Source organism: Mesorhizobium sp. M0808, assembly GCF_040320025.1.
Classification (GTDB): Bacteria; Pseudomonadota; Alphaproteobacteria; order Rhizobiales; family Rhizobiaceae; genus Mesorhizobium.
The window spans coordinates 69,141-92,020 of record NZ_JAMYOX010000007.1 but is presented as its reverse complement, the minus strand read 5'-3'; the positions used below and the strand labels follow the sequence as shown (position 1 = coordinate 92,020).

Annotated in this window: 25 protein-coding genes and 2 tRNA genes; 15 read left to right on the top strand and 12 right to left on the bottom strand. The window is 63.7% G+C overall.

Translation table 11 applies throughout. The annotated features are described in order from the left end of the window. Positions 1-155: 155 nt before the first annotated feature. Together NKI25_RS11925 and NKI25_RS11920 are read right to left on the bottom strand one after the other, a co-directional pair. Positions 156-824 (bottom strand): protein-L-isoaspartate O-methyltransferase family protein, encoded by a 669-nt coding sequence (locus NKI25_RS11925; protein ID WP_352998505.1) that lies wholly within the window; start codon positions 822-824, stop codon positions 156-158. A gap of 88 nt (positions 825-912) precedes the next feature. Then, positions 913-986: transfer RNA gene (locus tag NKI25_RS11920), tRNA-Cys, on the bottom strand. Positions 987-1,204: 218 nt separating this feature from the next. On the opposite strand from NKI25_RS11920, the gene NKI25_RS11915 reads away from it, so the two are divergent. Further along, entirely contained in the window at positions 1,205-1,405 is a 201-nt protein-coding gene (locus NKI25_RS11915) for a hypothetical protein (protein WP_352998504.1), read from the top strand. Positions 1,406-1,469: 64 nt separating this feature from the next. On the opposite strand, the gene NKI25_RS11910 is transcribed toward NKI25_RS11915, so the two are convergent. After that, complete coding sequence (locus NKI25_RS11910; RefSeq protein WP_352998503.1) at positions 1,470-1,730, bottom strand: hypothetical protein; 261 nt, start codon at positions 1,728-1,730, stop codon at positions 1,470-1,472. Positions 1,731-1,950: 220 nt separating this feature from the next. Between NKI25_RS11910 and NKI25_RS11905 the strand changes: the two genes are divergently transcribed. Then, positions 1,951-2,025, top strand: a tRNA-Asn gene (locus NKI25_RS11905). A 511-nt stretch (positions 2,026-2,536) separates the two neighbouring features. Here NKI25_RS11905 and NKI25_RS11900 read toward each other — a convergent pair. Then, complete coding sequence (locus NKI25_RS11900) at positions 2,537-3,430, bottom strand: LysR family transcriptional regulator (RefSeq protein ID WP_023676402.1); 894 nt, start codon at positions 3,428-3,430, stop codon at positions 2,537-2,539. A 180-nt stretch (positions 3,431-3,610) separates the two neighbouring features. On the opposite strand from NKI25_RS11900, the gene NKI25_RS11895 reads away from it, so the two are divergent. Next, complete coding sequence (locus tag NKI25_RS11895; protein ID WP_023676403.1) at positions 3,611-4,261, top strand: hydrolase; 651 nt, start codon at positions 3,611-3,613, stop codon at positions 4,259-4,261. A gap of 433 nt (positions 4,262-4,694) precedes the next feature. Here NKI25_RS11895 and NKI25_RS11890 read toward each other — a convergent pair whose 3' ends face one another. Then, a complete protein-coding gene (locus tag NKI25_RS11890) occupies positions 4,695-5,564 on the bottom strand; it encodes a LysR family transcriptional regulator (protein ID WP_352998502.1) in 870 nt (289 codons plus the stop codon). Between the two features lie 87 nt (positions 5,565-5,651). Here NKI25_RS11890 and NKI25_RS11885 point away from each other — a divergent pair, with 87 nt between their 5' ends. From NKI25_RS11885 to NKI25_RS11865, 5 genes are all read left to right on the top strand, one after another. After that, the gene (locus NKI25_RS11885) at positions 5,652-6,725 is read left to right on the top strand and encodes an alkene reductase (protein WP_352587834.1); all 1,074 of its coding nucleotides are present in this window, start codon (positions 5,652-5,654) and stop codon (positions 6,723-6,725) included. A gap of 127 nt (positions 6,726-6,852) precedes the next feature. Then, a complete protein-coding gene (locus NKI25_RS11880; RefSeq protein ID WP_352587831.1) occupies positions 6,853-7,833 on the top strand; it encodes an NADP-dependent oxidoreductase in 981 nt (326 codons plus the stop codon). A gap of 249 nt (positions 7,834-8,082) precedes the next feature. Continuing rightward, on the top strand, positions 8,083-8,568 hold the full coding sequence (locus NKI25_RS11875; protein ID WP_352998501.1) for a (2Fe-2S)-binding protein: 486 nt from the start codon (positions 8,083-8,085) through the stop codon (positions 8,566-8,568). Beyond that, a complete protein-coding gene (locus NKI25_RS11870) occupies positions 8,565-9,554 on the top strand; it encodes an FAD binding domain-containing protein (RefSeq protein ID WP_352451925.1) in 990 nt (329 codons plus the stop codon). Before NKI25_RS11875 ends, NKI25_RS11870 begins: the two co-directional genes overlap by 4 nt. Beyond that, positions 9,551-11,812 carry a xanthine dehydrogenase family protein molybdopterin-binding subunit gene (locus NKI25_RS11865; protein ID WP_352451927.1) on the top strand — a complete coding sequence of 754 codons (2,262 nt, stop codon included), beginning with the start codon at positions 9,551-9,553 and terminating at the stop codon, positions 11,810-11,812. The genes NKI25_RS11870 and NKI25_RS11865 overlap by 4 nt, the downstream gene beginning before the upstream one ends. On the opposite strand, the gene NKI25_RS11860 is transcribed toward NKI25_RS11865, so the two are convergent. Continuing rightward, positions 11,751-12,950 (bottom strand): amidohydrolase, encoded by a 1,200-nt coding sequence (locus tag NKI25_RS11860; protein ID WP_352635531.1) that lies wholly within the window; start codon positions 12,948-12,950, stop codon positions 11,751-11,753. The two genes, NKI25_RS11865 and NKI25_RS11860, sit on opposite strands and share 62 nt — an antisense overlap. Before the next feature lie 84 nt (positions 12,951-13,034). Here NKI25_RS11860 and NKI25_RS11855 point away from each other — a divergent pair, with 84 nt between their 5' ends. Both NKI25_RS11855 and NKI25_RS11850 read left to right on the top strand, forming a co-directional pair. After that, a complete protein-coding gene (locus tag NKI25_RS11855) occupies positions 13,035-13,865 on the top strand; it encodes an AraC family transcriptional regulator (RefSeq protein WP_352635533.1) in 831 nt (276 codons plus the stop codon). Between the two features lie 70 nt (positions 13,866-13,935). Continuing rightward, positions 13,936-14,367 (top strand): cupin domain-containing protein, encoded by a 432-nt coding sequence (locus tag NKI25_RS11850; protein WP_352635535.1) that lies wholly within the window; start codon positions 13,936-13,938, stop codon positions 14,365-14,367. A gap of 37 nt (positions 14,368-14,404) precedes the next feature. Here the strand turns inward: NKI25_RS11850 and NKI25_RS11845 are convergent, their stop codons facing one another. From NKI25_RS11845 to NKI25_RS11835, 3 genes are read right to left on the bottom strand one after another with little or no spacing between them, the layout of a single operon-like run. Beyond that, positions 14,405-14,956, bottom strand: a complete 552-nt coding sequence (locus tag NKI25_RS11845; protein ID WP_352568879.1) for a nuclear transport factor 2 family protein — start codon at positions 14,954-14,956, stop codon at positions 14,405-14,407. Further along, positions 14,953-15,936, bottom strand: coding sequence for an alpha/beta hydrolase (locus NKI25_RS11840; RefSeq protein WP_352697817.1), 984 nt, complete (start codon positions 15,934-15,936; stop codon positions 14,953-14,955). The genes NKI25_RS11845 and NKI25_RS11840 overlap by 4 nt, the downstream gene beginning before the upstream one ends. Before the next feature lie 59 nt (positions 15,937-15,995). Next, positions 15,996-16,499 carry a nuclear transport factor 2 family protein gene (locus NKI25_RS11835; protein ID WP_051406120.1) on the bottom strand — a complete coding sequence of 168 codons (504 nt, stop codon included), beginning with the start codon at positions 16,497-16,499 and terminating at the stop codon, positions 15,996-15,998. A gap of 128 nt (positions 16,500-16,627) precedes the next feature. On the opposite strand from NKI25_RS11835, the gene NKI25_RS11830 reads away from it, so the two are divergent. Then, the gene (locus NKI25_RS11830) at positions 16,628-17,536 is read left to right on the top strand and encodes a LysR family transcriptional regulator (protein WP_352587806.1); all 909 of its coding nucleotides are present in this window, start codon (positions 16,628-16,630) and stop codon (positions 17,534-17,536) included. Between the two features lie 27 nt (positions 17,537-17,563). Here the strand turns inward: NKI25_RS11830 and NKI25_RS11825 are convergent, their stop codons facing one another. Both NKI25_RS11825 and NKI25_RS11820 read right to left on the bottom strand, forming a co-directional pair. Beyond that, a complete protein-coding gene (locus tag NKI25_RS11825; protein WP_023676416.1) occupies positions 17,564-18,019 on the bottom strand; it encodes a carboxymuconolactone decarboxylase family protein in 456 nt (151 codons plus the stop codon). Between the two features lie 119 nt (positions 18,020-18,138). Further along, on the bottom strand, positions 18,139-18,582 hold the full coding sequence (locus NKI25_RS11820) for an SRPBCC family protein (protein ID WP_023676417.1): 444 nt from the start codon (positions 18,580-18,582) through the stop codon (positions 18,139-18,141). Between the two features lie 225 nt (positions 18,583-18,807). Between NKI25_RS11820 and NKI25_RS11815 the strand changes: the two genes are divergently transcribed. Continuing rightward, entirely contained in the window at positions 18,808-19,572 is a 765-nt protein-coding gene (locus NKI25_RS11815) for a copper homeostasis protein CutC (RefSeq protein WP_023676418.1), read from the top strand. Positions 19,573-19,604: 32 nt separating this feature from the next. After that, entirely contained in the window at positions 19,605-20,093 is a 489-nt protein-coding gene (locus NKI25_RS11810; protein WP_023676419.1) for a GNAT family N-acetyltransferase, read from the top strand. 19 nt (positions 20,094-20,112) lie between these two features. On the opposite strand, the gene NKI25_RS11805 is transcribed toward NKI25_RS11810, so the two are convergent. Then, positions 20,113-21,135, bottom strand: a complete 1,023-nt coding sequence (locus NKI25_RS11805) for an acyltransferase family protein (protein ID WP_352998500.1) — start codon at positions 21,133-21,135, stop codon at positions 20,113-20,115. 372 nt (positions 21,136-21,507) lie between these two features. Here NKI25_RS11805 and NKI25_RS11800 point away from each other — a divergent pair, with 372 nt between their 5' ends. Next, positions 21,508-22,218, top strand: a complete 711-nt coding sequence (locus NKI25_RS11800; protein ID WP_023676421.1) for a fumarylacetoacetate hydrolase family protein — start codon at positions 21,508-21,510, stop codon at positions 22,216-22,218. Beyond that, positions 22,215-22,865, top strand: coding sequence for a maleylacetoacetate isomerase (maiA, locus tag NKI25_RS11795; RefSeq protein WP_023676422.1), 651 nt, complete (start codon positions 22,215-22,217; stop codon positions 22,863-22,865). Before NKI25_RS11800 ends, maiA begins: the two co-directional genes overlap by 4 nt. Positions 22,866-22,880 lie beyond the last annotated feature (15 nt).

Below are 22,880 nucleotides of genomic sequence, written 5' to 3'. Positions count from 1 at the left end.
CTGCGCCACGCTGGCTTCTCCTTCTGATCAGCCGGCGCCGCGTTTTTTATCGTTCCCCCGCTGAAAGCCCCCAGAAACGCCCGGTTATGCAGATCAGCAACGATTGTTCAAACGCAAGCGATCATGACAGCGCCTTCGCTGCAAGGCAAAATCACTCAGAATTCGAAGGCGGGAATGCGTTCGAATCCCGGTAGTGGCTTAATTGCCGCATTAAATGCGCGTCTTCCCGTTACAACCCCTCCAGTCTTAAAAAAAAGCCGGGCTACGCCCGAATTGCCCTGCCCCTCCACGGCGACGAGTCGGCCGCCTTCGGCAAGCTGGTCGAACAGCGCCGCCGGCACCTCGCCGACGCTGCCGCCGATCAGGATGACGTCGTAAGGCGCCTTGGCGGCATGGCCTTGCGGCAGCGGCCCGTGGACCACGGTGACATTGCCGCAGCCCAGCGCCGCAAGCGTCGAAGTGGCGGTCTCGGCCAGCGCCTCATCGCTTTCCAGCGCGACCACGGAGCTTGCCAGCCGCGACAGGATCGCCGCCGCATAGCCGGTGCCGCAGCCGACATCGAGCACCGAATCGCTGGGATCGACATCGGCCAGCTGCATCAGCTTGGCCAATGGCGACGGCTCCATCAGATAGCGCGGGCCATCGGCCGTATCGGCGATGCGGATGTCCTCATCGATATAGGCAAGGTCACGCTGGCCGGCGCCGACAAAGGCCTCGCGCGGCACGACAAGCATCGCTTCGAGCAGCGGTGCGCTGGTGACGTCGGTGGTGCGGATCTGGCCGTCGACCATCTTCACCCGGCGTTCGGCAAAATCAGCGCTCATTTCCAACCATCCGCTTGCCGCGCAAAGGCCGCGGCTGTTTCGACCGGAACTGAAGCCCCCTGGCGCTGACGCGCGGGAGCTCGGGCATTGGAGGCCTCGCCCGGAATCGAACCGGGGTGCAAGGATTTGCAGTCCTCTGCGTAACCACTCCGCCACGAGGCCTCATTGCTCCCGGCGTTCCACCCGGCTCCAATAGGTTGCGGCGAAAATGCCGTCAAGCGGCCACCATGCATTCCCAACGGTTCCTCGACATTCCATGCCCTGCCTTATCAACGCAATGCCCATGTTAGCAATAACATATTAGCTTATCGTTAAGCATGATTCTGGGCGACGGGAACCCGAAACCGGCGGCCACGTTGGGCAGAAAGGAGGGCTTCGCCATGGGTCGAGCAGCTACGAAGGACGGCACGTCGCGCGGATTGTCGCAGTCTGCAGAGCTTGTGCGCTATGCCATCGACCGCCTCAGCATAGAAGGCGCAAACAGCCTGCCGCCGCGCGACCGGGCGCGGCTGGCATCGGCTACCGCCGTTCTCAAGGAGCTTTGCGAACGTCTGGAGAGCTGCTTCGACCAACCTCGGTAAACGTATGGGCGGACGACGCCGCTCGCCGACATATGGCAGACTGGCGGCCGTCAGCGGGGCAATCTCAATCCGGCCGGCGCCGTCGCTCCCACCAGACGACGAAGCGGCGCCGGTGACGGCGCACCAACGCGAATTCGTAGGAGAGCACCAGCAATCCGATCGGCACCATCCAGAAACCCAGGATCGGCAGGAAGCCGAGAATGCCGCCGATGATCAGCACAACGCCGATCAAAATCCTGAGGCCGCGCGAGCGCGGCATGGTGAACTGGCGGCCGAAGACCGAGATTTTCCGGGCCGGTGGCTGTTCGTCGCTCATTGCCGTCATGTGAAATGTCGATCCGTTTGCATCAGTAGCACCGTCAGCCGGAGAAAGCCGCAACGGCCTTTTCTGTTCCGTGACATGCGAGAGACAGCTCATATGAGGGCGCTCGCCGGCCATTGCCAGCAAGCCCTGCGCCAAAAAGCACCGAAAAAATGCGAAATGCTTCTTTGCAAAGCCGAAACGGGTTTGCTATAGGCTGCCCCACTCACGCAAGAGCCTCTGTTCCCCGGTAGCTCAGTGGTAGAGCAACCGGCTGTTAACCGGTTGGTCGCTGGTTCGAATCCGGCCCGGGGAGCCACCGCCTCTTCTACGCCATAGCGCGATATTGCGCGCCAGCGTGCAATTTCTCCCTACGCGTCGATCTCGATAGTCCTGCCTCCAGAGTGTCAGAGCATCGAGGACCGATGAAATCAGGCGTAGAATAGCAGGGCTCGCCCGCCCACGCCTATTCGGCGGCTACCGCGCGGAAATACTGATGACCGGCGGCTTCGCGCCCGAGTGCGCCGTTCAGTTCGCCGCGGCGGCGTCCGAACGTTGCCGCCCGTTATTACTTGCCGTCGCTGCCTCAACGACAGCAGCTTACAGACGGGCGCGAGGTGTTCGTGGACGGCGGATTGCATAGCTTTGAGCCTGCGCGCGCGAGGCGTCGCTGGGACAAAGCGGAGAGGCCTCGCGCCAGATCTGCACAGGCAAGATCTCAACGCCTACTCGGTTGAACATGATCCGCGTGGACGTCGCGCCTGCGGCGTTGCCTGGAGAATTTACCCCCGTGCCTCCTGCCGGTGGGGAGGCTTCGCACCGTTCGTGTCCTAGTTGTCAAGACCCCAAAGATCCGTGTTCCGTTTGAAGTACTCAATTAGCATCTCGGTGAGCACCCGCACTTTCCGCGTGGGATGCTGACCCGGCGGTCGGACGACATACGCGGCCCCTGGAGGTACCGGATAGCGTGTCATGATCGGGACCAGCGCGCCGGAGGCCACATATTCATGTGTGATGCAATCGGGGAGCCAGGCGATGCCGAGACCTGCCGCCGCCGCGGCGGCAAGCGCCGTGGCGCTATCGGCCTTGAACCTGCCCTGCGGCTGGACCGTAACAATCTTGCTGCCATTTATGAACTGCCAGGCTTCCGTTCCCTGCATGAGGGCCTGATGGGTGACGAGTTCGTCCAGAGTCTCGGGTGACCCGTGCACCTCGATATAATCCGGGCTTGCGACAAGCTTTCCATGGATCGGCCCGACGCGCTTCGCGATCAGGTTGGAGTCTTGAAGGTAGGCGCCCCGGATCGCGCAATCGAAACCTTCTGCGATGAGATCGACGAAGCGATCGCTGTAGGAAGTATGGATGTGAAGCTTCGGGTGCAGACGCGCCATTTCCGCGAGCACGGGGGCGAAGTGGGTCGCGCCGAAAGTAAGCGGCATGGCAACCCTCAGGCGGCCGCGCAGCTCACCGGTGGGGAGGATCGTTTCCCGAGCCGTATCGATCTCTGCGCTGGCCCGGGCCGCATGGTCTCTGAACGCGATTCCCGCTTCGGTGAGCGCGGCGCCGCGGGTCGTTCGTGCAAGAAGCTGGACGCCAAGTTCCGCTTCAACCCGAAAGAGCCGCCGACTGACGATTGACTTGGAGACGCCGAGCCGGCGCGCGGCGGCCGATACGCCCCCTGCATCGGCCACTGCGACGAATGTCTGTAAATCTTCGATGTCCAATTCAGCGTTCCTCATTTCGCGACACAGCTTGCCTGATTATGGCACTACTGCATCACCAAAAGGAACGGCAAATTGCGTCCAGGCAACGTCGCCCGCTGGCGCATGTCTCCCGTGAACCCATTGCCGTCCATAGCGGCAGAGAAAGATTGCCGTCCATGGCGGCAGAGAAAGGAAGTCTTGATGACCCCTCGCAACGGCCTTGATTCGCTTCTTCGTCCTGAAGACTCGGTACTCGTTCTGATCGACCACCAGCCTTACCAACTCGCGAACCTGAACAGCCACGATCCGCAAGCTGTGGTCAACAACGCGACCGCGCTGGCGAAGCTAGCAAAAGCCTTCAATGTTCCGACCATTCTCACCAGCGTGATCGCGGGTCGTGGCGGCATCCTCTTCAAGCAGATCACTGACGTCTTCCCGGGGCAGGAAGTGATCGACCGGACTTGGGTGAACGCCTGGCAGGACGAGAAGGTGGTGGACGTGGTCAAGGCGACCGGCCGCAAACAACTGATTATCGCAGGCCTTTGGACCGAAGTCTGCGTCGCGATGCCTGTCATCCAAGCCCTCGGCGAAGGCTGGGACGTGTCCGTGATCACCGATGCGTCGGGCGGCGTTTCGACCGAGTCCCACCAGATCGCCATCCAGCGGATGATCGCGGCTGGCGCAAACATGATGACCGTGATGGCGCTCGCTGGCGAATGGCAGCGCGACTGGGCGCGCACCGAGCATGTCGAAGAGCTGACCGAGATTCTCATCCAGCACTTCGGCGGCAGCGGCATCGCCTTCCTGTGGGAGCAACAACTCCTCAAGACGCCTGTGCCGAGCGAAGGCTGATTCGGGCCGGGATGGCGAGCATTTCGGTGAGGGTCGGAATCGATCCGTTTGCCGGCCCTCGCCATCTCACCTCACAGGGAAGCCTTGTGATGCCGAACCCACCTTCACGAGCAGTCGCTCGTCGCACATCCTGGATAGATAGCATCGGGGATGCCGATGGCCGTGAGTTCAGCCGTGCGCACCTCGCCCCGCCCTCGCGGTAGAGCGATGGCCCGCTCCCTGAGCGTCGGTGTCGGCCCGCCGGCGAGGCGTAGGGCTTCTGCGCCGTCCGGTCACGTTTGCGCATTTTTGGCGACTCTGGTGCATTCTGGTGTAGGGGTATGGCAAATTCGTATTTCTCAGCTTCATCGACTCCGGCGAGCCATCGTCTTTTCGACGCTAAGGCGCGATGCAGCGCGCCGCCGTCCGACTTTTCTCCGCGTAACGATCTGGGTCAAGTTTCCACCAGCCTGGCGGACAGGAATTCGATGAAGCGCTGGGCCTTGGCTGGAATGAGGCGAGTTTCGGTGACGGCGTGAATGCTGACCGACGATCCCTGCCATTCGGGCAGGACACGCCGGAGCCTGCCCGAGGCCAAATCTTCGGCGACGATCTTCTCGGCAAGCAGGGCGATGCCCTGGTGGTCGACCGCCAGGGCGCGGATCATCCCGACGCTGTTGACTGTGAAGCGGCCTCCAACCTCGACTTCGACCTTGTTCATCCCCTGATGCAGGGCCCAGATCTTCGGCATGCAGATGCATTCATGCTCCGCCAGATCCGCCGGTGTCGCCGGCTCGTCGGACGCTTCGATGTAGCCAGGAGATGCATAGAGGTGGCGCGCGTGGCGCCCGATCAGGCGAGCGATCAGGCTGGAGTCTTCCAGCTCGCCGATGCGGATCGCTACATCGAACGGCTCGGCCACCAAATCGACGCGGCGCGGGGTCAGGTCGAACTCGAAGGTGATGCCGGGATAGTGCCGCACGAAATCGACGATGATCGGCGTCAGGTAAAGCGTGGCGAAGTCGACCGGGAGCGAGACCCGCAGGACACCGCTCGGCTGCTCCAGCATGGCGCCGAGCTGCTCGTGTGCGAGCCGTGCCTCGTCGACGATGCGCTTGCTTCGTTCGTAATAGAGCTGGCCGGCCTCGGTGAGCTCGATCTTGCGCGTCGTTCGATGCAGAAGCCTCAGGCCGATCGCCTTCTCCAGCGCGCTGATACGTCGCGACAGAGTCGAGTTGGGCATGCCCAGAGCCTCAGCCGCCTTCCGGAAGCTCCTCGCTCTCGCCACCTCCACGAACAGCGCCATGTCGTTCAAGTGGCTCACGCTATTGCTCCATATTTGGAATATTGATTTCACTTTTGCCGGATTTATCCCGACATTGGAATAGTGGACAAGGGCTCCAGCAAAAGAATGGAGATCCCAATGAGTCCCTTATTCACCTCTGTCCGCGTCGGTCGCTACACTCTGCCGAACCGCCTCGTCATGGCCCCGATGACCCGTAGCCGCGCCGGCTTCGACGGTACGCCGGGCGAGCTGGCCACCGAATATTATTCCCAGCGCGCCGGCGTCGGCCTGATCGTCACCGAAGGCACCCAGCCCTCGGATGACGGCCAGGGCTATCTCACCACACCGGGCATCTACACGCCTGCCCATGTCGCCGGCTGGCGGAAGATCACTTCCGCCGTGCACGACAAGGGCGGCCGCATCTTCATCCAGCTGATGCACGCCGGGCGCATGTCGCATCCCGACAATACGCTGCATCACCGCCAAGCCGTCGCGCCTTCCGCAATCGCGCCGGCGGCGGGTATGTTCACGATGACCGGGATGCAGGATATTCCTGCGCCACGCGCGCTTACGACCGAAGAGGTGCGCCAGACGGTCGCCGATTTCCGCCATGCGGCCCGCTCGGCGATCGAGGCGGGCGCCGACGGCATCGAGATTCACGGCGCGAACGCCTACCTGGTCCAGCAGTTCTTCGCGCCCAGCGCCAACACGCGCACGGACGAATATGGCGGGTCGATCGAGAACCGAGCGCGCTTCGCCATCGAAGTCGCCACGGCGATCGCCGAGGAGATCGGCGCGGACCGCACCGCGATCCGCCTGTCACCCGGGACGACGATATGGGGGATCGACGAAGGCGCCGAAGGGCCGGACCTCTACCGCTATCTGGTCGCCGAACTCGACAAGCTCGGGCTCGCTTACGTGCACATCATGCACCAGGGCGACGAGGCGCTGCTGGCCGATATCCGCAAGCTCTGGCACCAATCGCTGACCCTCAATCGGCCAAGTCGTCCGCGTGACCAGATCGGCGCCGACGTAGCTTCGGGGCTGGCCGATCAGGAGTCCTACGGCCAGATGGTCCTGGCCAATCCGGACTTTGTGGAACGGTTGAAGACCAATGCGGCGCTGAATGCGGCAGTCCAAGCCACTTTCTATGGTGGCACCGCCCTGGGCTACACCGACTATCCCGCTTTGAGCGCGTAAAGCGCAAGCAAGTAAATCCCCAAGCGCCGGCAGTCTAATAACATTTCTCACCCGAGGTGGACTGCATAATTCGAAGTTCTTCTTGAGAGACTTCAAACTATATCGTCCAACAGGAAGGAGAAGCCTGATGAACCAACACAATGACTTCCAAAGCGCCCCCGGCCGGGCTGAACCGCTTGGCTCCGGCCGGGCCCTACGTCTTCAAGCATATGGCGGCACTGAGAGCTTGAAAGTCGATTGGCTATCCGCCCCCGAGCCTGGTCCCGACCAAGTGCTCGTCCAGGTCAAGGCTGCCGGAGTAAACGGAATCGACTGGAAAATCCGTGAAGGCTACGTCCGCGACAAGTTCAAGTTATCTTTGCCCGCGACGCTTGGCATCGAAATGGCGGGGGTCGTGCTGCGGACCGGCTCCAACGTCGAAGGCGTGAGGGTCGGAGACCGGGTCATGGCCGCGCTGGGTGGCCTGGGCGCTTATGCTGACCACTTGCTGATAAATGCCGAAAAACTCGTCAAGACGCCTGCGGTCCTGTCAGACATTGACGCGGCGGCAGTACCGGTGGCGGCGATGACGGCATGGCAAGTCCTTCAGGTCGCCGATTTCAACCTTCGGGGGCGGCGGGTGTTGATCCACGGCGCGGCTGGTGGGGTGGGCAGCTTCGCTGTCCAGTTCGCCAAGACGGCTGGAGCGACCGTCTATGCTACAGCCTCAACCAAGAGCGTGGCCCATGTCCAAGCCTTGGGCGCTGACGAAGTGATCGATTACCAGAAACAGAACTTCGAGCTTCTTGCGAGCGACATTGACCTTATCGTCGATCTTGTCGGGGGCCAGGTCTTGGACAAATCTTGGTCGGTCCTATCGCCTGGCGGCGTCCTGGCCAGCATCGCTGCAACTGATGTGGTTTCGCGCGCCCCGGCAGGCCGTCGTGGCATCTGGTTGTCAGTCAAACCTGACACCGCGCGCCTAGCCACAATCGCTCAAGAGATCGCTGACGGCTCGCTGCGGTCCACGATTGCAGAAGTGGTCGGCTTCGACGATCTGGCATCCGCGATCGAGCGCAATCGCACCGGCCACGCTCCCGGAAAGATAGTCTTAGACCTCACCAGGTGACTTCAGCTCATGGTAATCGTCCCTAAAGGGGACCGTCTGCATTCGGCTCATGTTGGGACGGCCGTGAACCACAGTTATGCAGGGCCTTTCCGCTCCGCCGCAAATCTCAAATGCGCGTTTTTTAGCCTTCCCTGACCGGCAGCGCCTTTTCACCGGAATCGACCGCCCTATTTCGCCTCGACAGGTGGGTGGCTGCTTGCTGGACGAGTCCCTGCGACGAGTACGGCATGTGCTTCGAGGTAACCCCCAATGGACTTCCACGATCGGCACCTATTGCGGTTGCGGGTGAACGGAGAGGATCACAGCCTTTCCGATCTCGATCCCCGCGTCACGCTGCTCGACCTGCTGCGCGAGCGGCTTAATCTGACCGGAACGAAAAAGGGATGCAATTTCGGCGAGTGCGGCGCCTGCACCGTGCATCTCGACGAACGGCGTGTGAATGCCTGCATGATACTTGCCGTGTCCTGCGAGGGACGCGAGGTCACGACGATCGAAGGCTTGGCAAACGGCGATGCGCTTCATCCCGTGCAGCAGGCGTTCATCGATCATGATGGGTTCCAGTGCGGATTCTGCACGCCCGGACAGGTGATGTCGGCGGCGGCACTGATCGAGGAGGGACATACCGGCTCCGATGCCGAGATCCGCGAATGGATGAGCGGTAATCTGTGCCGCTGCTCGGCCTATCCGCAAATCGTCGAGGCGGTGCGCTCAGCGGCCGGGAGGGCGAGCCAATGACCCCATTCGTCTATGCGCGCGCCGACAGCCTGGGCGACACGATCGCAGCCGGTGCCGCGCCCGACAGCGCCTTTCTCGCCGGCGGCACCGAATTGCTCAACTGGCTGCGCCTTGGAATTGCCGGGCCGGCGCGGATCATCGATATCTCCCGCCTCGACGGGCTGGATCAGATCGAGGCACTGCCCGGCGGCGGCTTGACGATCGGCGCGCTGACGCATCTCAACGATGTCGCGCAGCATGCGCTGGTGATGCGCGATTATCCGGTGTTGAGCCAGGCGATCCTCAACGCCGCATCGCCGCAGCTGAGAAACCTAGCAACGATAGGCGGCAATCTTCTGCAGAAGACGCGCTGTGCCTATTTCCGTGCCGAAGAGCAGTTGCCATGCAACAAGCGTCAGCTCGGCTCCGGCTGCTCGGCATTGCATGGCATCAACGACAATCACGCGATATTCGGCTGGACCGAGGATTGCGTCGCCACCCAGCCATCCGACCCGGCGGTGGCGCTGGCAGCACTTGATGCGGTCATCGTCACCGCGCACCGCAGCGGCGGCCGGCGCATTCCGGCAGCGGAATTCCACCTGCTTCCCGACACGCGGCCCGAGGCAGACAATGTGTTGCAGCAAGGCGAACTGATCACGGCAATCGAGCTGCCGGCGCCGGCGCCGCGATCGGCTTACCTCAAGGTGCGCGAGCGCGAATCCTACGAGTACGCCATCGTCTCTGCCGCCGCTGTGCTGGAGATGGACGGCCAAACCATCCGTCGGGCGGCCCTGGCGCTGGGGTCCGTCGCGCTGCGGCCGTGGCGGCTGAGCGCCGCCGACCAGCAGCTCGCCGGTGCCGAAATCGGCGATCGCGAGGCGTTGAGCACCGCTATCGAGCAATCCTTCGCCGAAGCGCGTCCCTTGTCGCAGAACGCCTACAAGATCGAACTGGCCAAGACCGCCGCTTTGCGGGCGATCGAAAGAGCAGCGAGGATGCCGTCATGATGATCAGCCAGCCTGTTGCCCGCCCTGACGGCGGCGTCAAGGTCACCGGCCGCGCCCGCTATGCGGCCGACTATTTCGCCCCCGACCTGCTCTATGCGGTACTCGTGACCGCGCCCGTTCCGGCCGGCCGCGTGACGTCGATCATGGTCGACGACGCGCTCGCCGAGAACGGCGTCGTGCGTGTGCTCACGCATGAGGACATGCCCAAATTCGGCCGGTTCGTATCGCCAAGGGCCGAGCCCGATACGCAGATGCAGCAAGCCGAAGGCCCGCCCGCGGCGCAGAGCTTCATGCCCATGCAGGGCGACGAAATACGTCACGAGGGCCAGCCGCTTGCCATTGTGCTGGGCGAGACGCTGGAGGCGGCGGAGGCCGGCGCTCGCCGCGTCGCGTTGCGCTACGCGTTCGCCGAGCCGGAGTTGCCGGCACCCCCCGAGTGGACCGCCATCGACAAGGCTGCTGTCGTGCCGAGGGAGAGCGGCTTCCTGTTCCTGGAGCCGACGTTTACGAAGGGCGAGGTCGACCGCGGGCTTGCTGATGCCGCCGCCACGGTCGAAGCCGTCTATTTGCAGCCGTCGCGCCATCACAACGCCATGGAGCCCTCGGCGACGCTCGCCGAATGGAATGACGGAGAGCTGACGCTGCACGACGCCACGCAGCACGTCTACGGTGTCCGCCAGGTGGTTGCCGCCCGCATGAATGTCCCGGCCGAGAAGGTCCGCGTGATTTCCCGCCATACCGGCGGCGGCTTCGGCGGCAAGGGCTGGATCTGGCCGCATCAGGTGCTGGCCGCCGCCGCCGCGCGCATCATGGAGCGCCCGGTCAGGCTGGCGCTAAGCCGAGCCAATGCCTATTCGTGCCTCGGTTATCAGCCGCGCATGGCACAGAAGATCGTGCTGGCGGCGGACAGGTCGGGCAAGCTGACCGCCGTGCAACAGGACGTGGTCAACCTGACCACCGTGACCGACGATTTCGTCGAGTTCGCCACCGAAGCCTCGAAGGGTCTCTACGCCACGCCGGCCATGCGTCTCAGCCAGCGCGTGGAGCGCGCAAACGTCGCCATGCCGACGCCGCTGCGCGCGCCGGTCGAGGGTCCGGGCACCTGGGCGCTCGAAAGCGCGATGGACGAGCTCGCCCACCGCCTCGGCATCGATCCGCTCGATCTGCGTCTGGTCAACCATGCGGACACGGATCCGGCCACCGGCCAGCCCTGGTCGTCGAAGAAGCTGCGCGAGGCTTATGAGGAAGGCGCCCGCCTGTTCGGCTGGCGCGAGCGCCCGCGCAAGCCGCAACGCGACGGCGATTGGCTGATCGGCTACGGCATGGCGACCTGCAGCATGGGCTGTTTCCGCAACCCGACGCCTGCAGCCGAGGTCAGGTTGCACCGAGATGGCACGGTGCTCATCCGCACCGGCACCCAGGACATAGGGACCGGAACACTCACCATCTTTCCGCAGATCGCGGCCGACGTGCTGGGCCTGCCGATGGAGAGGATTGAGATGGAAATGGGCGATACACAGCTGCCGGAGGCGGGACCGACCTATGGCTCGTCATCGACCATGGGGGTGGGCGCGGCGGTGCTTGCCGCTGCCGAAGATGCGCGTTCGCAGCTTGCCCGTCTTGCCAATCTGCTGCCGGACGAGGTCGAGATGCAGGACGGCAAGATTCGCCGCAGAGGCGCTGCCGGCGGTCAGACGATCGCCGACGTGATGAGCCATACCGACATCGGCGAGATCACCGGCTCCGGCTCGTTCGATCCGGCGCAGCATGGCAAAGGCCTCGCGATGCGCACTTTCGGCGCGATTTTCATGGAGGTCGGCGTCGATCCGGGGCTCGGCCTGCTCAGGCTTCGTCGCGCCGTGGGCAGCTACAGCGCCGGCCGCATCGTCAATCCCCGCACCGCACGCAGCCAGATGACGGGCGGCATCATCTGGGGCTGGGGCATGGCGGCAATGGAGCAGAGCAGGCACGAACCGGTGCTTGGCCGGTTCCTGTCGAAGAACCTTTCCGGAGTCGCCATTCCGGTCAACGCCGACATTCCCGGCGACATCATAATCCACTTCGTCGATGAGGTGGACGAGCATGCCAGCCCGATCGGCGGCAAAGGCATCGGCGAACTCGGCGCCACCGGCGTTGCCGCTGCTGTTGCCAACGCCGTCTTCGACGCCACAGGCAAGCGGATCCGGGAGTTGCCGATCACGCCGGAAAAACTGCTGTGGAAGGATCGGCCCGCGGAAGCGTCTGCTCGACGAGGTTGACGTAATAGCGCATCACCGTCGGCACGATCTCGTCGTTGAAAACGTAGCGGTCGCCGTGCAGGCCTTCGCCCGGGCCGACCTCGCCGGCGCCGATCCACGCATAGCAGCCGCCGGCGGCGCGGATCATGAAAGCGAAATCCTCGCAGCCGAGACTGGGGCTGAACTCGGTCAAGACATTCTCCCGGCCGACGACGGAGGCGGCGGCCTCGACGGCGCGGGCCGTCGCATCGGCCGTATTGATCAGCGGCGGATAGCCCTTCCTGTAGTCGAGCCTGGCCTTGAGCGAATGCGCGGCGGCAATACCTTGTGCGATCTCGCCGATCAGCCTCTCGCAATGGTCGGAAAGGCCGTGCTCGAAGAAGCGGCAGGTGCCTTGCAGCCAGACCTTGCCCGGCACGATATTGCCGACATTGCCGCCATGAATCTGCGTGATGCTGACGACAAGCGCGCTCTGAGGGTCGACCGAGCGGCTGACGATGCGCTGGACGGCTTGCACGAAGGCGCCCGCGGCCAGGATCGGGTCATCCCCGAGCTGCGGCATGGCGGCATGAGCGCCAAGACCCTCAAAGGTCAGTTCGAAATTATCGACGGCCGCCATTTGCGGCCCGACGCGGGCGGCGATCGTCCCCAGCCTGATGCCCGGCCAGTTGTGAACCGCATAGACCGCTTCGACCGGAAAGCGCTTGAACAGGCCGTCCTCGATCATGCGCATGCTGCCGCCCTCGTTTTCCTCGGCCGGCTGAAAGATGAAAGTGACGGCTCCGTCGAAGGCGCGCGATTGACTGAGCAGTTTGGCGGCGCCGAGCAGCATGGCGGCGTGGCCGTCATGGCCGCAGGCGTGCATCACGCCCTCTTGCCTCGAAGCATAGGACAGGCCGGTTTTCTCCAGCACCGGAAGCGCGTCGAGCTCGGCGCGAAGGCCGATAGCGCACGTTCCAGCGCCGCTGCGCAGGACACCGACGACGCCGGTGCCGCCGATCCCTTCGTGCACCTCGTCGACGCCGAAGGAGCGCAGCTTCTCTGCAACGAAACGCGCCGTTTCGTATTCATTGAATGCGAGTTCCGGATTGGCATGGATATGGTGCCGCCAGCCTATAACCTCTGGTGTCAGCGCGGCGACGGGGTCATTATGCAACATGATGCCTCCTTTCCGCCGACAAAAAGCGGCTTGGTTTGCCTGCCATAGAAGGCCCGGCGAGAGGCGTCTTGAACCGGATTGACCATGGCAAGGACAAACGAAGCGGCAGAGACCGGGAAATACTGGCGCCATCCGTGCTTCCCCGACCTGGGCCTGTTCGAGGCGCGCTTCACCCGGCACCGCTATGACTTGCACACGCACCCGACCTATGTGATCGCCCTGATCACCTCTGGCTGCGAGCGCATTCGCATCGGCCGCAAAAGCGTTCTCGCTCCGGCAGGCACCATTGCCGTCGTCAATCCCGAGGAGTGGCATGACGGCGAACGCGGGGCGGATGAAGGCTGGGCCTACCGGACGTTTTATCCTTCGGTGCCGATGATGACCGCGCTTACCCGCGAACTCGGCCGCGACGGCGCTCCAGTATTTTCGCGCGCGACTATCGAAGACAGCAGTCTCGCCGCAGCATTGATGGCAGCACACCAGGGCTCGACATCCCCGGACACAATGACGGCCGAGACGTCCCTGCTCGTGGCGCTGCGACGGCTGATCGTTCGGCATGGCGACTCGAGCGGACAGGCCGAAGAGATCGAAAGCTCCGGATCGCAGCGGCGGTTCTCGCTCTACCGCGATCTTGTCGAAAGCGAGCTTGGCTCGCAGCTCGACCTCAAGCGGCTAGCCGGCGCGGCTGGCGTGACCCGATTCCAGGTCATCCGCGACTTCAACAAGGCGATCGGCCTGACGCCGGCGGCCTATATCCGCGACCGGCGATTGCGCCGGGCGAGTGCGCTGATCGAACAGGGATTTGGCCTCGCCGACGCCGCCATCGCGGCGGGTTTCGCCGACCAGAGCCATCTTTCCCGTACATTCCGGGCTATGCATGGCATGACGCCGGGCATGTTCAGAAGAGCGGGATAAGGCGCTCCTGAACAGACAAGCTTGCGCGCCAATGCTTGCTGCGCAATGCTGACGCAGCTCGGGGGGAATCATGCGAAAAATCTTGGCATCGATGCTGCTGCTCGCGGCTCCACTGTTTGCAAACAGCGCCCAGGCGCTGGATGCCAGCGGCACGCCGGTCATCGTGACCCCGCTTGCCTCTCACACCGAGACCGCGTCCGGCCAGCCGATCACGCTGCCGCAGAAGAACGTCCAGGTCCTGGTCTCGGCCTATCAGATCGCGCCGGGCGCGACCTTGCCGGTCCACAAGCATCCGTTTCCGCGCTATGCCTATGTCGAGGCCGGCACGCTTCAGGTCACCAACGTCGAGACCGGCAAGAGCAACACCTATCAAACAGGTGATTTCATCATCGAGATGATCGGGCAATGGCATCAGGCGACCAATGTCGGCGCCGATCCGGTCAAGCTGCTGGTCATCGACCAGGTCGAAGAAGGTACCAAGAACACGGTGTTGCGCCAGTAACTGCGGTCGTCGGGCACTCCAGCAAGGAACACCGGATTCACTCCGCAGCTTTCACCCGGTCGGCGGCGGCGGCCAGCACCGCGCGATCCCCCTCTTCGTATAAGCGGCGGATGGAGATTGCCTTGACGCGCCAGCCTTCAGGCGTCCGCACCATCCGGTGGAGATAGCTGCCGCCAACCGTCCAGAACCGGGAACCGATCCAATGGGTTGCGCGGACATGGCTGCGTGCAACCGCACCGTTGTCCGCGCCTTCGACAATGATGTTGGTGATGAGGTGCTGGGTGGCGTCGAAGCCCGGCAGCAGCCCTTGCCATTGGGCGATCAGCGCGTCGCGGCCGCTGGTCGTGACCTCGCCGCCGAAGAGGCTGGTATAGTCGGTCGTGACACGGGCCGCGAAATAGGATCTGACCCGGTTCCATTCACGCAGGTCGGCATAGAGGCCGATCCCGGCCACTGCCTCGGTGATTGCGATCCTGTCTTTGACCGTCAGCGCATCTCCCGGCGCGCTCGAGGCGGGCGCCGAGACGGCGGAAATCATCGCAGCGGAAATCGCCGAGACCAGGACATGCCGGCGCGTGACGAGGCTCATTGTCCCGCCTCCCCCGCACTGCCGAGCGTCGCGCGGAAGTGCGCGGCGGCGGCATCGCTCGCCGCCTTCACCGGCGCGGCACGATCGTAGAAATCGAATTGGGTGACATTGTCGAGCCACAGCTCCCGCTTGGAACTGGTCAGCCGCGTGTAGAATTTGTGCGCCCCCTTCGGAATGGCAGCCGCCTCGCTGTGCACCATCAAAAAAGGCTGGTGCAGGCGCGGAGCAGCCTGGATGGCGTCGAACGTCAGCCAGCCGCGCCAGAACGCCGGATCGGCCTCGTTGCGCCACGCCGGGATCATGCCGCGATCGGGTTCGGTGTAGTAAGGCACCTTGAACATGATCGCGCGCTCGTCGGTCAGGCTCGCGGCCGGCAAGAACGCTTGCTTGCCGGTGCGGCGATACTCAGCCTTGGCCGCATCGCCCACGGCCTCAAGCCTGAAGACGCCATTCCGGCCGCCATAGGCCTGCTCGACCACTTCGGCATCCTGCAACCAGGGCGCAACGAGGGCGACCGATTTGATCGCGGCGTTTTCGGCGGCGGCGGTGACCATGTAGCCGGAGCTGGCGCAAATGCCGAGCCCGCCGATGCGGTCCTGATCGGCTTCGGGCCGGCTCGCGAGATAGGCAACCGCCGCTTCGATGTCGGCGATCTTGGCGTAAGGATCCTCGTACTGGCGTCGCACGCCGCCGCTTTCGCCCCAGCCGCGAAAATCGAAGGTCAAGGCGACGAAGCCGCGATCGGCCATCTCGCGGGCGTAGCGGGCCGGCATCTGTTCCTTCACCGTCATCCAGGCGCCGGTCACGACCAGCGCCGGCCGAGGTTTCGCCGCGTCCAGATCCTCCGGGAGATAGAGCTCGCCGATGATCTGCTCACCGTACGAGGCAAAAGCGACGCGCTCGACGCGCGGTGCGGCGAAGGCATTGGAGGCGGCGAGCGCGGCGGTGGTTGCTACGGCAAGTGTCAGGGTTTTAAGCATCGCAAGTCTCCTTTGGCTTGGAATGAGAAGCGCGGCGCGTTGCGAGAAAGACCGCCGTCTCAGCGCTCGCCAGCCAGTCGGCTGGGCAGTGGCTTCAGCGGGTAATGCGCCCAGTAGAAAGCGTCCGACTGGTACATGTCGGTCAAAAAATTCTGTGCCTCGGCGATCTTGCCGTCCGTGATGCGGAACATCAGCGCGTAGAACTGGTCGATCTCGGGACCTGAGCCGACATTCGACCAGCCGCGATGGACGTCGACCACGAGGTCGCCTTGCGCCTGGAAGAAGATCGGCTCGGCCTTGAACTTGCCATCGGCCAGGCCGCGGAAGAAGGCGACCACCTCGTCCGGCCCGCGCTTGTCGCCGGCGAGCGGATGATGACCGGGAATGCGCCACACGATGTCGGGCGCGAGGAAGGGCCGCACGGCCTCGGGATTGCCGGTCGCGTAAGCTGCGTAGTAGTCTTTGATGAGCTGGATATTGCGGTCTTCCAGTGGCCCGCTGTGCGCCGGGGCGGCAGACACCGCCAGAAGAGTGCCGGCGGCGAGTAAAGCAAGCCTGGTCATCGGTCCTGTCTCCTTGCCCGTTCGAGCCGTTCCCAACACCGAGGCCCGTTCGTCGGACCCAACATGACGCCTTTCGTTCGCCGGAAAAACCAGTAGAGTTCGATAGGGCTATTTGGAAAATCCTTACAATGCGCCTCGACCAATTCAGCGGCATCGTCGCCTTCGTCAAGGTTGCGGAGGCCAAAAGCTTCACCCGCGCCGGCGCCGAGCTCGGCGTCGCTCCGGCCTCGTTGAGCGAGGCGGTCAAGGGGCTCGAGGAGCGCCTGGGGGTGCGGCTGCTCAACCGGACGACCCGCAGCGTTGGCTTGACCGAAGCTGGCGCCCAATACCTCGACCATGTGCGTCCGGCAGCCGAAGATATCTGGGCGGCTGGTGCGGCTCTGCGCGACAGCCGCGATCGTCCCGCCGGCACGCTGCGGCTCAGCCTGCCGTGGATCGCCGCTCCGCTGCTGATCGAGCCGCTGATGCGGCCGTTCATGGATGCTTATCCCGAAGTGCGGCTTAGTCTGATTTTCGACGACAGCTTCGTCGATATCGCCGCCGATGGCTTCGACGCCGGCCTGCGCATCGGCGAACTTCTCGAGAAAGACATGATCGGCGCGCGTCTGGGCGGGCCACTGCAGATGGTCGCGGTGGGTAGCCCCGATTATCTGGCGCGCAACGGCACACCGAAGCGGCCGGCCGACCTCGCCGCCCATCGCTGCATCGCATTCGCCCTGACCCGCACGCGCGCGATTTCGCCCTGGGAGTTCATTGTGGAGGGACGCGAAGTCGCATTCACGCCGGACGCATGCCTGGTCGTGAACACGCTTCCGCTGTGCATTACCGCCGCCGCGCAAGGGCTTGGCCTCGCCTTCGCGGTCGAGGGCCTCGCCGCGCCGCTTCTCGCCTCAGGCGCGCTGGTCAAGGTGCTGGAGCCTTTCTGTCCCCCTTACGAGCCGCTCCACCTCTATTATCCCAGCCGCCGCCTCGTGCCACCGAAGCTGCGGGCCTTCATCGACTTCGTCCGCGCGAATTCGCACAAGCTGCGGATCTGATGTGGCTTTTCGAGAATCCGGCCCCGTTCAGCCCCAGGCGCCGACCATCTGCCTGGTGGTTGCGTTGAGCCGGTTGAATGCGTTGATCAGGGCAATCTGGACGACCAGGGCGGCAAGCGCCTTTTCGTCATAGTGCCGGGCGGCCTCGTCCCAGACTGCATCCGGCACCGGATCCGGCCGGTCGGCCAACCGGGTTGCCGCCTCGGTCAGTGCCAGCGCGGCGCGTTCGGCGTCGGTGAAGTAGGGTGTCTCCCGCCATGCGGACACGGCAAAGATGCGTTCGTCCTTTTCGCCGGCCTTCTTCAATTCGCGCGCATGCATATCGACGCAGAGGCTGCATCCGTTGATCTGGCTGGCGCGCAAATGGACGAGCTTGCGCGTCACATAGGACAGGTCAGCCGTTTCCGTAGACTTGTCCAGCGCGAGCAGCGCCTGCAAGGCGCCGGGAATGAGCACCACCGGGTTTTTCAATCGTGCTTGCATAGTGGTCTCCTTCGGGCGTGTTTTTTCAAGCCCGGACGACGAACATCCGGGGTCTCGATATGTCTTGGTTCTGTCAGTTCGCCGGCCGCCGCGTTGCGGCAAGGCGAGCGCCGGGATCTTCAGCTTTGCGAGGCAGTCACCCGCTCAAGCCGCTCGAGAATGCGCGGCCAACCGCTTCCCATGCCGATGTAGCCGCGCTCGTCCTCGGACCGGAACCCGGAATGCTCCATGCGCACCCGCGTCGCTGTACCTTCGGGCGTCAACGACCATGTCACCACGGTCTTCAGACCGCTGTCGGATTCGGTGCCGTCGCCCCAGCTGTAGGCTAGCAGGCGTGGCGGCTCGATCTTCAGCACCTCGCAGTTCGTCACGCCGGACCAGCCAGGCACCGGCGTCGCGCGAAAGGTAAAGCGATGGCCTTGCTCAGGCGCAAAGTCGTTCTCCATCAGCCATTCGGCAACTAGATGCGGCACGGTCAGTGCGCGCCATATCTTTTCAGCCGCATGCGGGATCAGACGCTCGACGACAATGGATTTGGTTTCGATTGTGGTTGCTTCAGTCATGACTTCGGACCCGTTGTTTGCGGTTTGGCTGGGCTATCAACAACGCGCTCTCCATGAGAACCAATAACCCACCAGCTATGAGTTACGTATAACGCTTAAGTTATGAATGTGTCAAGCGGCGGAATGGCAGGCGCGCCCGCAAGCACATTGAGCCAACACTTCCGGCTTTCATCGCACCATGCCCGATGCTACCGCTGGCCAGCTGAAATCATCGACGGATCGCCCATGACCGAGACCGAACGCCCTCGCCTCCCGTTGATCGAGATCTGCGTCGAAGGCATAGACGGCCTGCTGGCCGCGCAAGCCGCAGGCGCCGACCGTGTCGAGCTCTGTGCCAGCCTGATCGAGGGCGGCATCACGCCGAGCTTCGGCACGGTGCGCGCCGCGCTCGAGCTGGCGACGATCCCGTTCCACGTCATCGTGCGGCCGCGCGGCGGCGATTTTCTGTATGGCGAAGCCGAATATCGTTCGATGCTCGCCGATGTCGGCGCGCTTGCCGAGCTCGGCGTCGCCGGTGTCGTCGTCGGTTGCCTCGCTGCCGACGGCACTATCGACGAACAGCGCATGAGCGAATTGGTTAAGGCGGCGGGACGCTTGAACGTCACCTGCCACCGCGCCTTCGACATGACCCGCGACCCGACCGAGGCGCTGGAAGCGCTGATCCGCTGCAAGGTCGGCCGCGTGCTGACCAGCGGCCAGCGCGACACGGCACTGGAAGGCGCGGACCTGCTCGCCGAGCTTGTCAGGCAGGCCGGCGACCGCATCATCATCCTCGGCTGCGGCGGGCTTGATCCCGAGAACATCAGCAAGGTGCGGAGGAAAACCGGGTTGAGCGAAATGCACTTCGCCGCGCTCAAGGACGTGCCGAGTGCCATGCGCTACCGCAACCCGAAAGTCGGCATGGGCGGCACCGACCTCGACCGCGAATACCGCAACACCGTGACCGACGAGGCGCTGGTGGCGGCGACCATCGCCGCTGCCCGGACATGATCCTGGAAGATCGAAGAAAAAACATGATCGAAATGCGTTTGCCGATCGAACGGGTTTCGCCGCAGGATGAGCCCGCCATCCTCGCGCTCAACAACGAGCACGCTGCGGAATTATCATGGCTCGAACCTGAGCGCCTGTCCTTCCTGCTCGGCGAAGCGTTTTACACGCGCCGCATCGGTGCACTCGAAGCCTTCATCATGACCTTCGACCAGGACGCGAGCTACGACAGCCCCAACTTCCTGTGGTTTCGCGAGCGCTATCCGCGGTTCGTCTACGTCGACCGCGTCGTGGTCGGCGCCAAAGCGCGCGGCCGCGGCCATGCCCGCCGGCTGTATGAGGATCTGTTCGAGCAGGCGTCACGCGCGGGCCAGGCGATCGTCACCTGCGAAGTCAATGCCGAGCCACCCAATCCGGCTTCGGACGCCTTCCATGCCGCACTCGGCTTTGCGGAAGTGGGCGACGCGGTAATCCACGGCGGCAGGAAAGCCGTGCGGTATTATGCAAGACGGATCGCTGGCTGAACGGCGGGCGCCGTTCGCCCTACCAATTGCGGTTCAGCCAGGAGCGGGCCGGCTTTTCGATGATGTAGTAGCTGCACAGCGCGCAAGCGAACGCCGCCGCAAGCATCAACCACGGCGAACTGCCTTTTATGTCGACGATTTGATAAAAGGGCTGCTGCCAAAGATAGAGCGAATACGACCACAGCCCCAGCATCGTCATCGGCAGGGACGATAGAAACCCGGTCAGATACCGGCTGCTGAAGTCGAGCAAATTGACGGCGAGTGCCAACAGCGGCACCGCGACCAGATAGTGGATCGGGGTTGGCACGGCAGCCATGAAAAGGAGCACAGCCACTACTGAGGCCGCCGGGGCGACATGCGGCCCCTTGAGCAGCGCCGGCAGCCTGTCGTCGGCCTTGAGCAGGCATATCACCGCCGACAGCAGGATCGAGGCGATGTGCACGTCGGTGCGCCAATAGGTGCCCTCGTAGCCTATTGCGAGCACCCAGTAGGAGATGGCGCCGTTTGCCATGGCCAGCGCCGACAATGCACCGAGCAACATGATGACCCGGGACCGCCCCGAGACGACGACGCTGATCAGCGCCAGGATGATATAGGCGTGCTCTTCGACGCAGAGCGACCAGATATGGTCGAGCGCGCCGGCGCGGGTGACGAGAATTCCGGCATAGTTGTAGGTGAACGTCAGCGCCGTCAGCGCCGCCTTCCATTTGAAGGCGATGAATGTGCCGGACAAGGCAACCATCGCGGCGACGACGAAGATGAGTAGTGCCGGGTAGATGCGGGAGAACCGGCGCTTGAAGAATTTCTTCAGCGGATAGTATTCGACAAACAGGATCTCGGCCATCAGCCGGCCGCTGAGCACGAAGAAGAATTCGACGCCCAGGACGCCGAGATTGATGCCGGGAACGGGGAAGAAATGGCCGATCAGCACCAGCGCGATCGACAGGCCGCGCCAGCCGTCGAGATAGGCAAGCCTGGTTCTTGCCGAGCTGTCGGCCACAGGCCTGGATACGACAAGACGCGTCGCGGAAATGTCCGTCATGCCGGTCCCTTCATTGAACCTGCGAAAGGCGGGCTGGAGGCCGCATTCCTCCAGCTATATTGCAGCGCACCAGAACTTTGTGCAAGTGCGAGATAACGACACGCCCGAAGCACAGGACGGACCGAAAGGGGCTGTCACGTCCGTTCCCCGAAACCAACGGTCGACAGTCTCAGGCGTTGGCGGCAGGCGCTTCGCGCCGTGGCCGGCTTATTCCCAAATGGTACATTGCCATCTGGCCGGCAGAGCAAAATGTACCGGCGATTTCCGCGGCACCGTGCGGCAGGCCTAGCCTTTGCGCGATGCAATGCCTTGCCCGACCGGCCAAATCGGTCGAATGTGCCGGCGACATATCCACTGAAACAGAGACAGTGCATGACCGGCTTCGTCCTTCCCTTGCCCGCAACCCCGTCGGTGGCCGTGGCCGGCTCGCCGGAGCGTTTTGCGGTGCGCCGGATCTTCTGCGTTGGCCGCAACTACGCAGCCCATGCCCGCGAGCTCGGCAATGACGAGCGCGACCCTCCCTTCTTCTTCACCAAACCAGGCGACGCAGTGGTCGACTCGGTGGTCGGTTCGGGCACCACGATCCCCTACCCGCCACTGACCCAAAACCTGCATCACGAAATCGAGCTGGTCGTCGCGATCGGCAGAGCCGGCTTTCGCATCCCGCGCGAGCGCGCGCTGGACCATGTCTGGGGCTACGGCGTCGGCGTCGACCTGACTCGCCGCGACCTTCAGGACGAGGCGAAAAAGGCGGCAAGGCCGTGGGACTGGTCGAAAGCCTTCGACCGTTCAGCGCCCTGCGGCCCGCTGGTCCCGGCGCAAAAATCCGGTCATCCCGAAAAGGGCTGCATCTGGCTCGCGGTCGACGGCGAGATCAGGCAGGACGGCGACCTTGCCGAACTGATCTGGCCGGTTCCCGACATCGTCTCGATTTGCAGCGAGGCGCTAGAGCTTAAGCCCGGCGACCTGATCTTCACCGGAACACCGGCTGGCGTCGGCGCCGTCGGGCCGGGCGAAAAGATCACCGGTGGCGTCGACGGCATCGGCGAAATCGAACTGACCATCGGCCAACCGATCCGATGAGCGACATCGTCCTCCATAACTACTACCGCTCCTCGACCTCTTACCGGGTGCGGATCGCGCTGGAGATGAAGGGCCTGTCCTACGACTACGTGCCGCATCATTTGCGCCACGGCGAGCATCTCGAACCCGCCTACCTCGCGGTCAATCCGCAAGGGCTGGTGCCGGCACTGGTCCTGGACGACGGCACGCTGCTGACGCAATCGCTGGCGATCATCGAATATTTCGACGAGACCACGCCTGAGCCGCCGCTGCTGCCCAAGGATGCGCCTGGCCGCGCCCGCGTCAGGATGCTGGCGCAGATGATCGCCTGCGACATCCATCCGGTGAACAATCTGCGCGTGCTGACCTCGCTGCGCACACTGTTCGGCGCCGGCGACCAGGATGTCGTCAACTGGTTCCGGCACTGGGTCAACGAAGGCTTCCAGCCGCTTGAAAAGATTCTGGCTTCCTCGCCCGAGACCAAGACATTCTGCCATGGCGACACGCCGGGGCTGGCCGACATCTGCCTGGTCGCACAGGTCACCAGCAATGCCCGCTTCGGCGTCGACATGACGCCCTACCCGACGATCTCGCGCATCAATGCCGCCTGCATGGCGCTGCCGGCGTTCCAGAAGGCCGCGCCTGAGAACCAGATCGATGCCGAATAGACCGCAAATTGCATG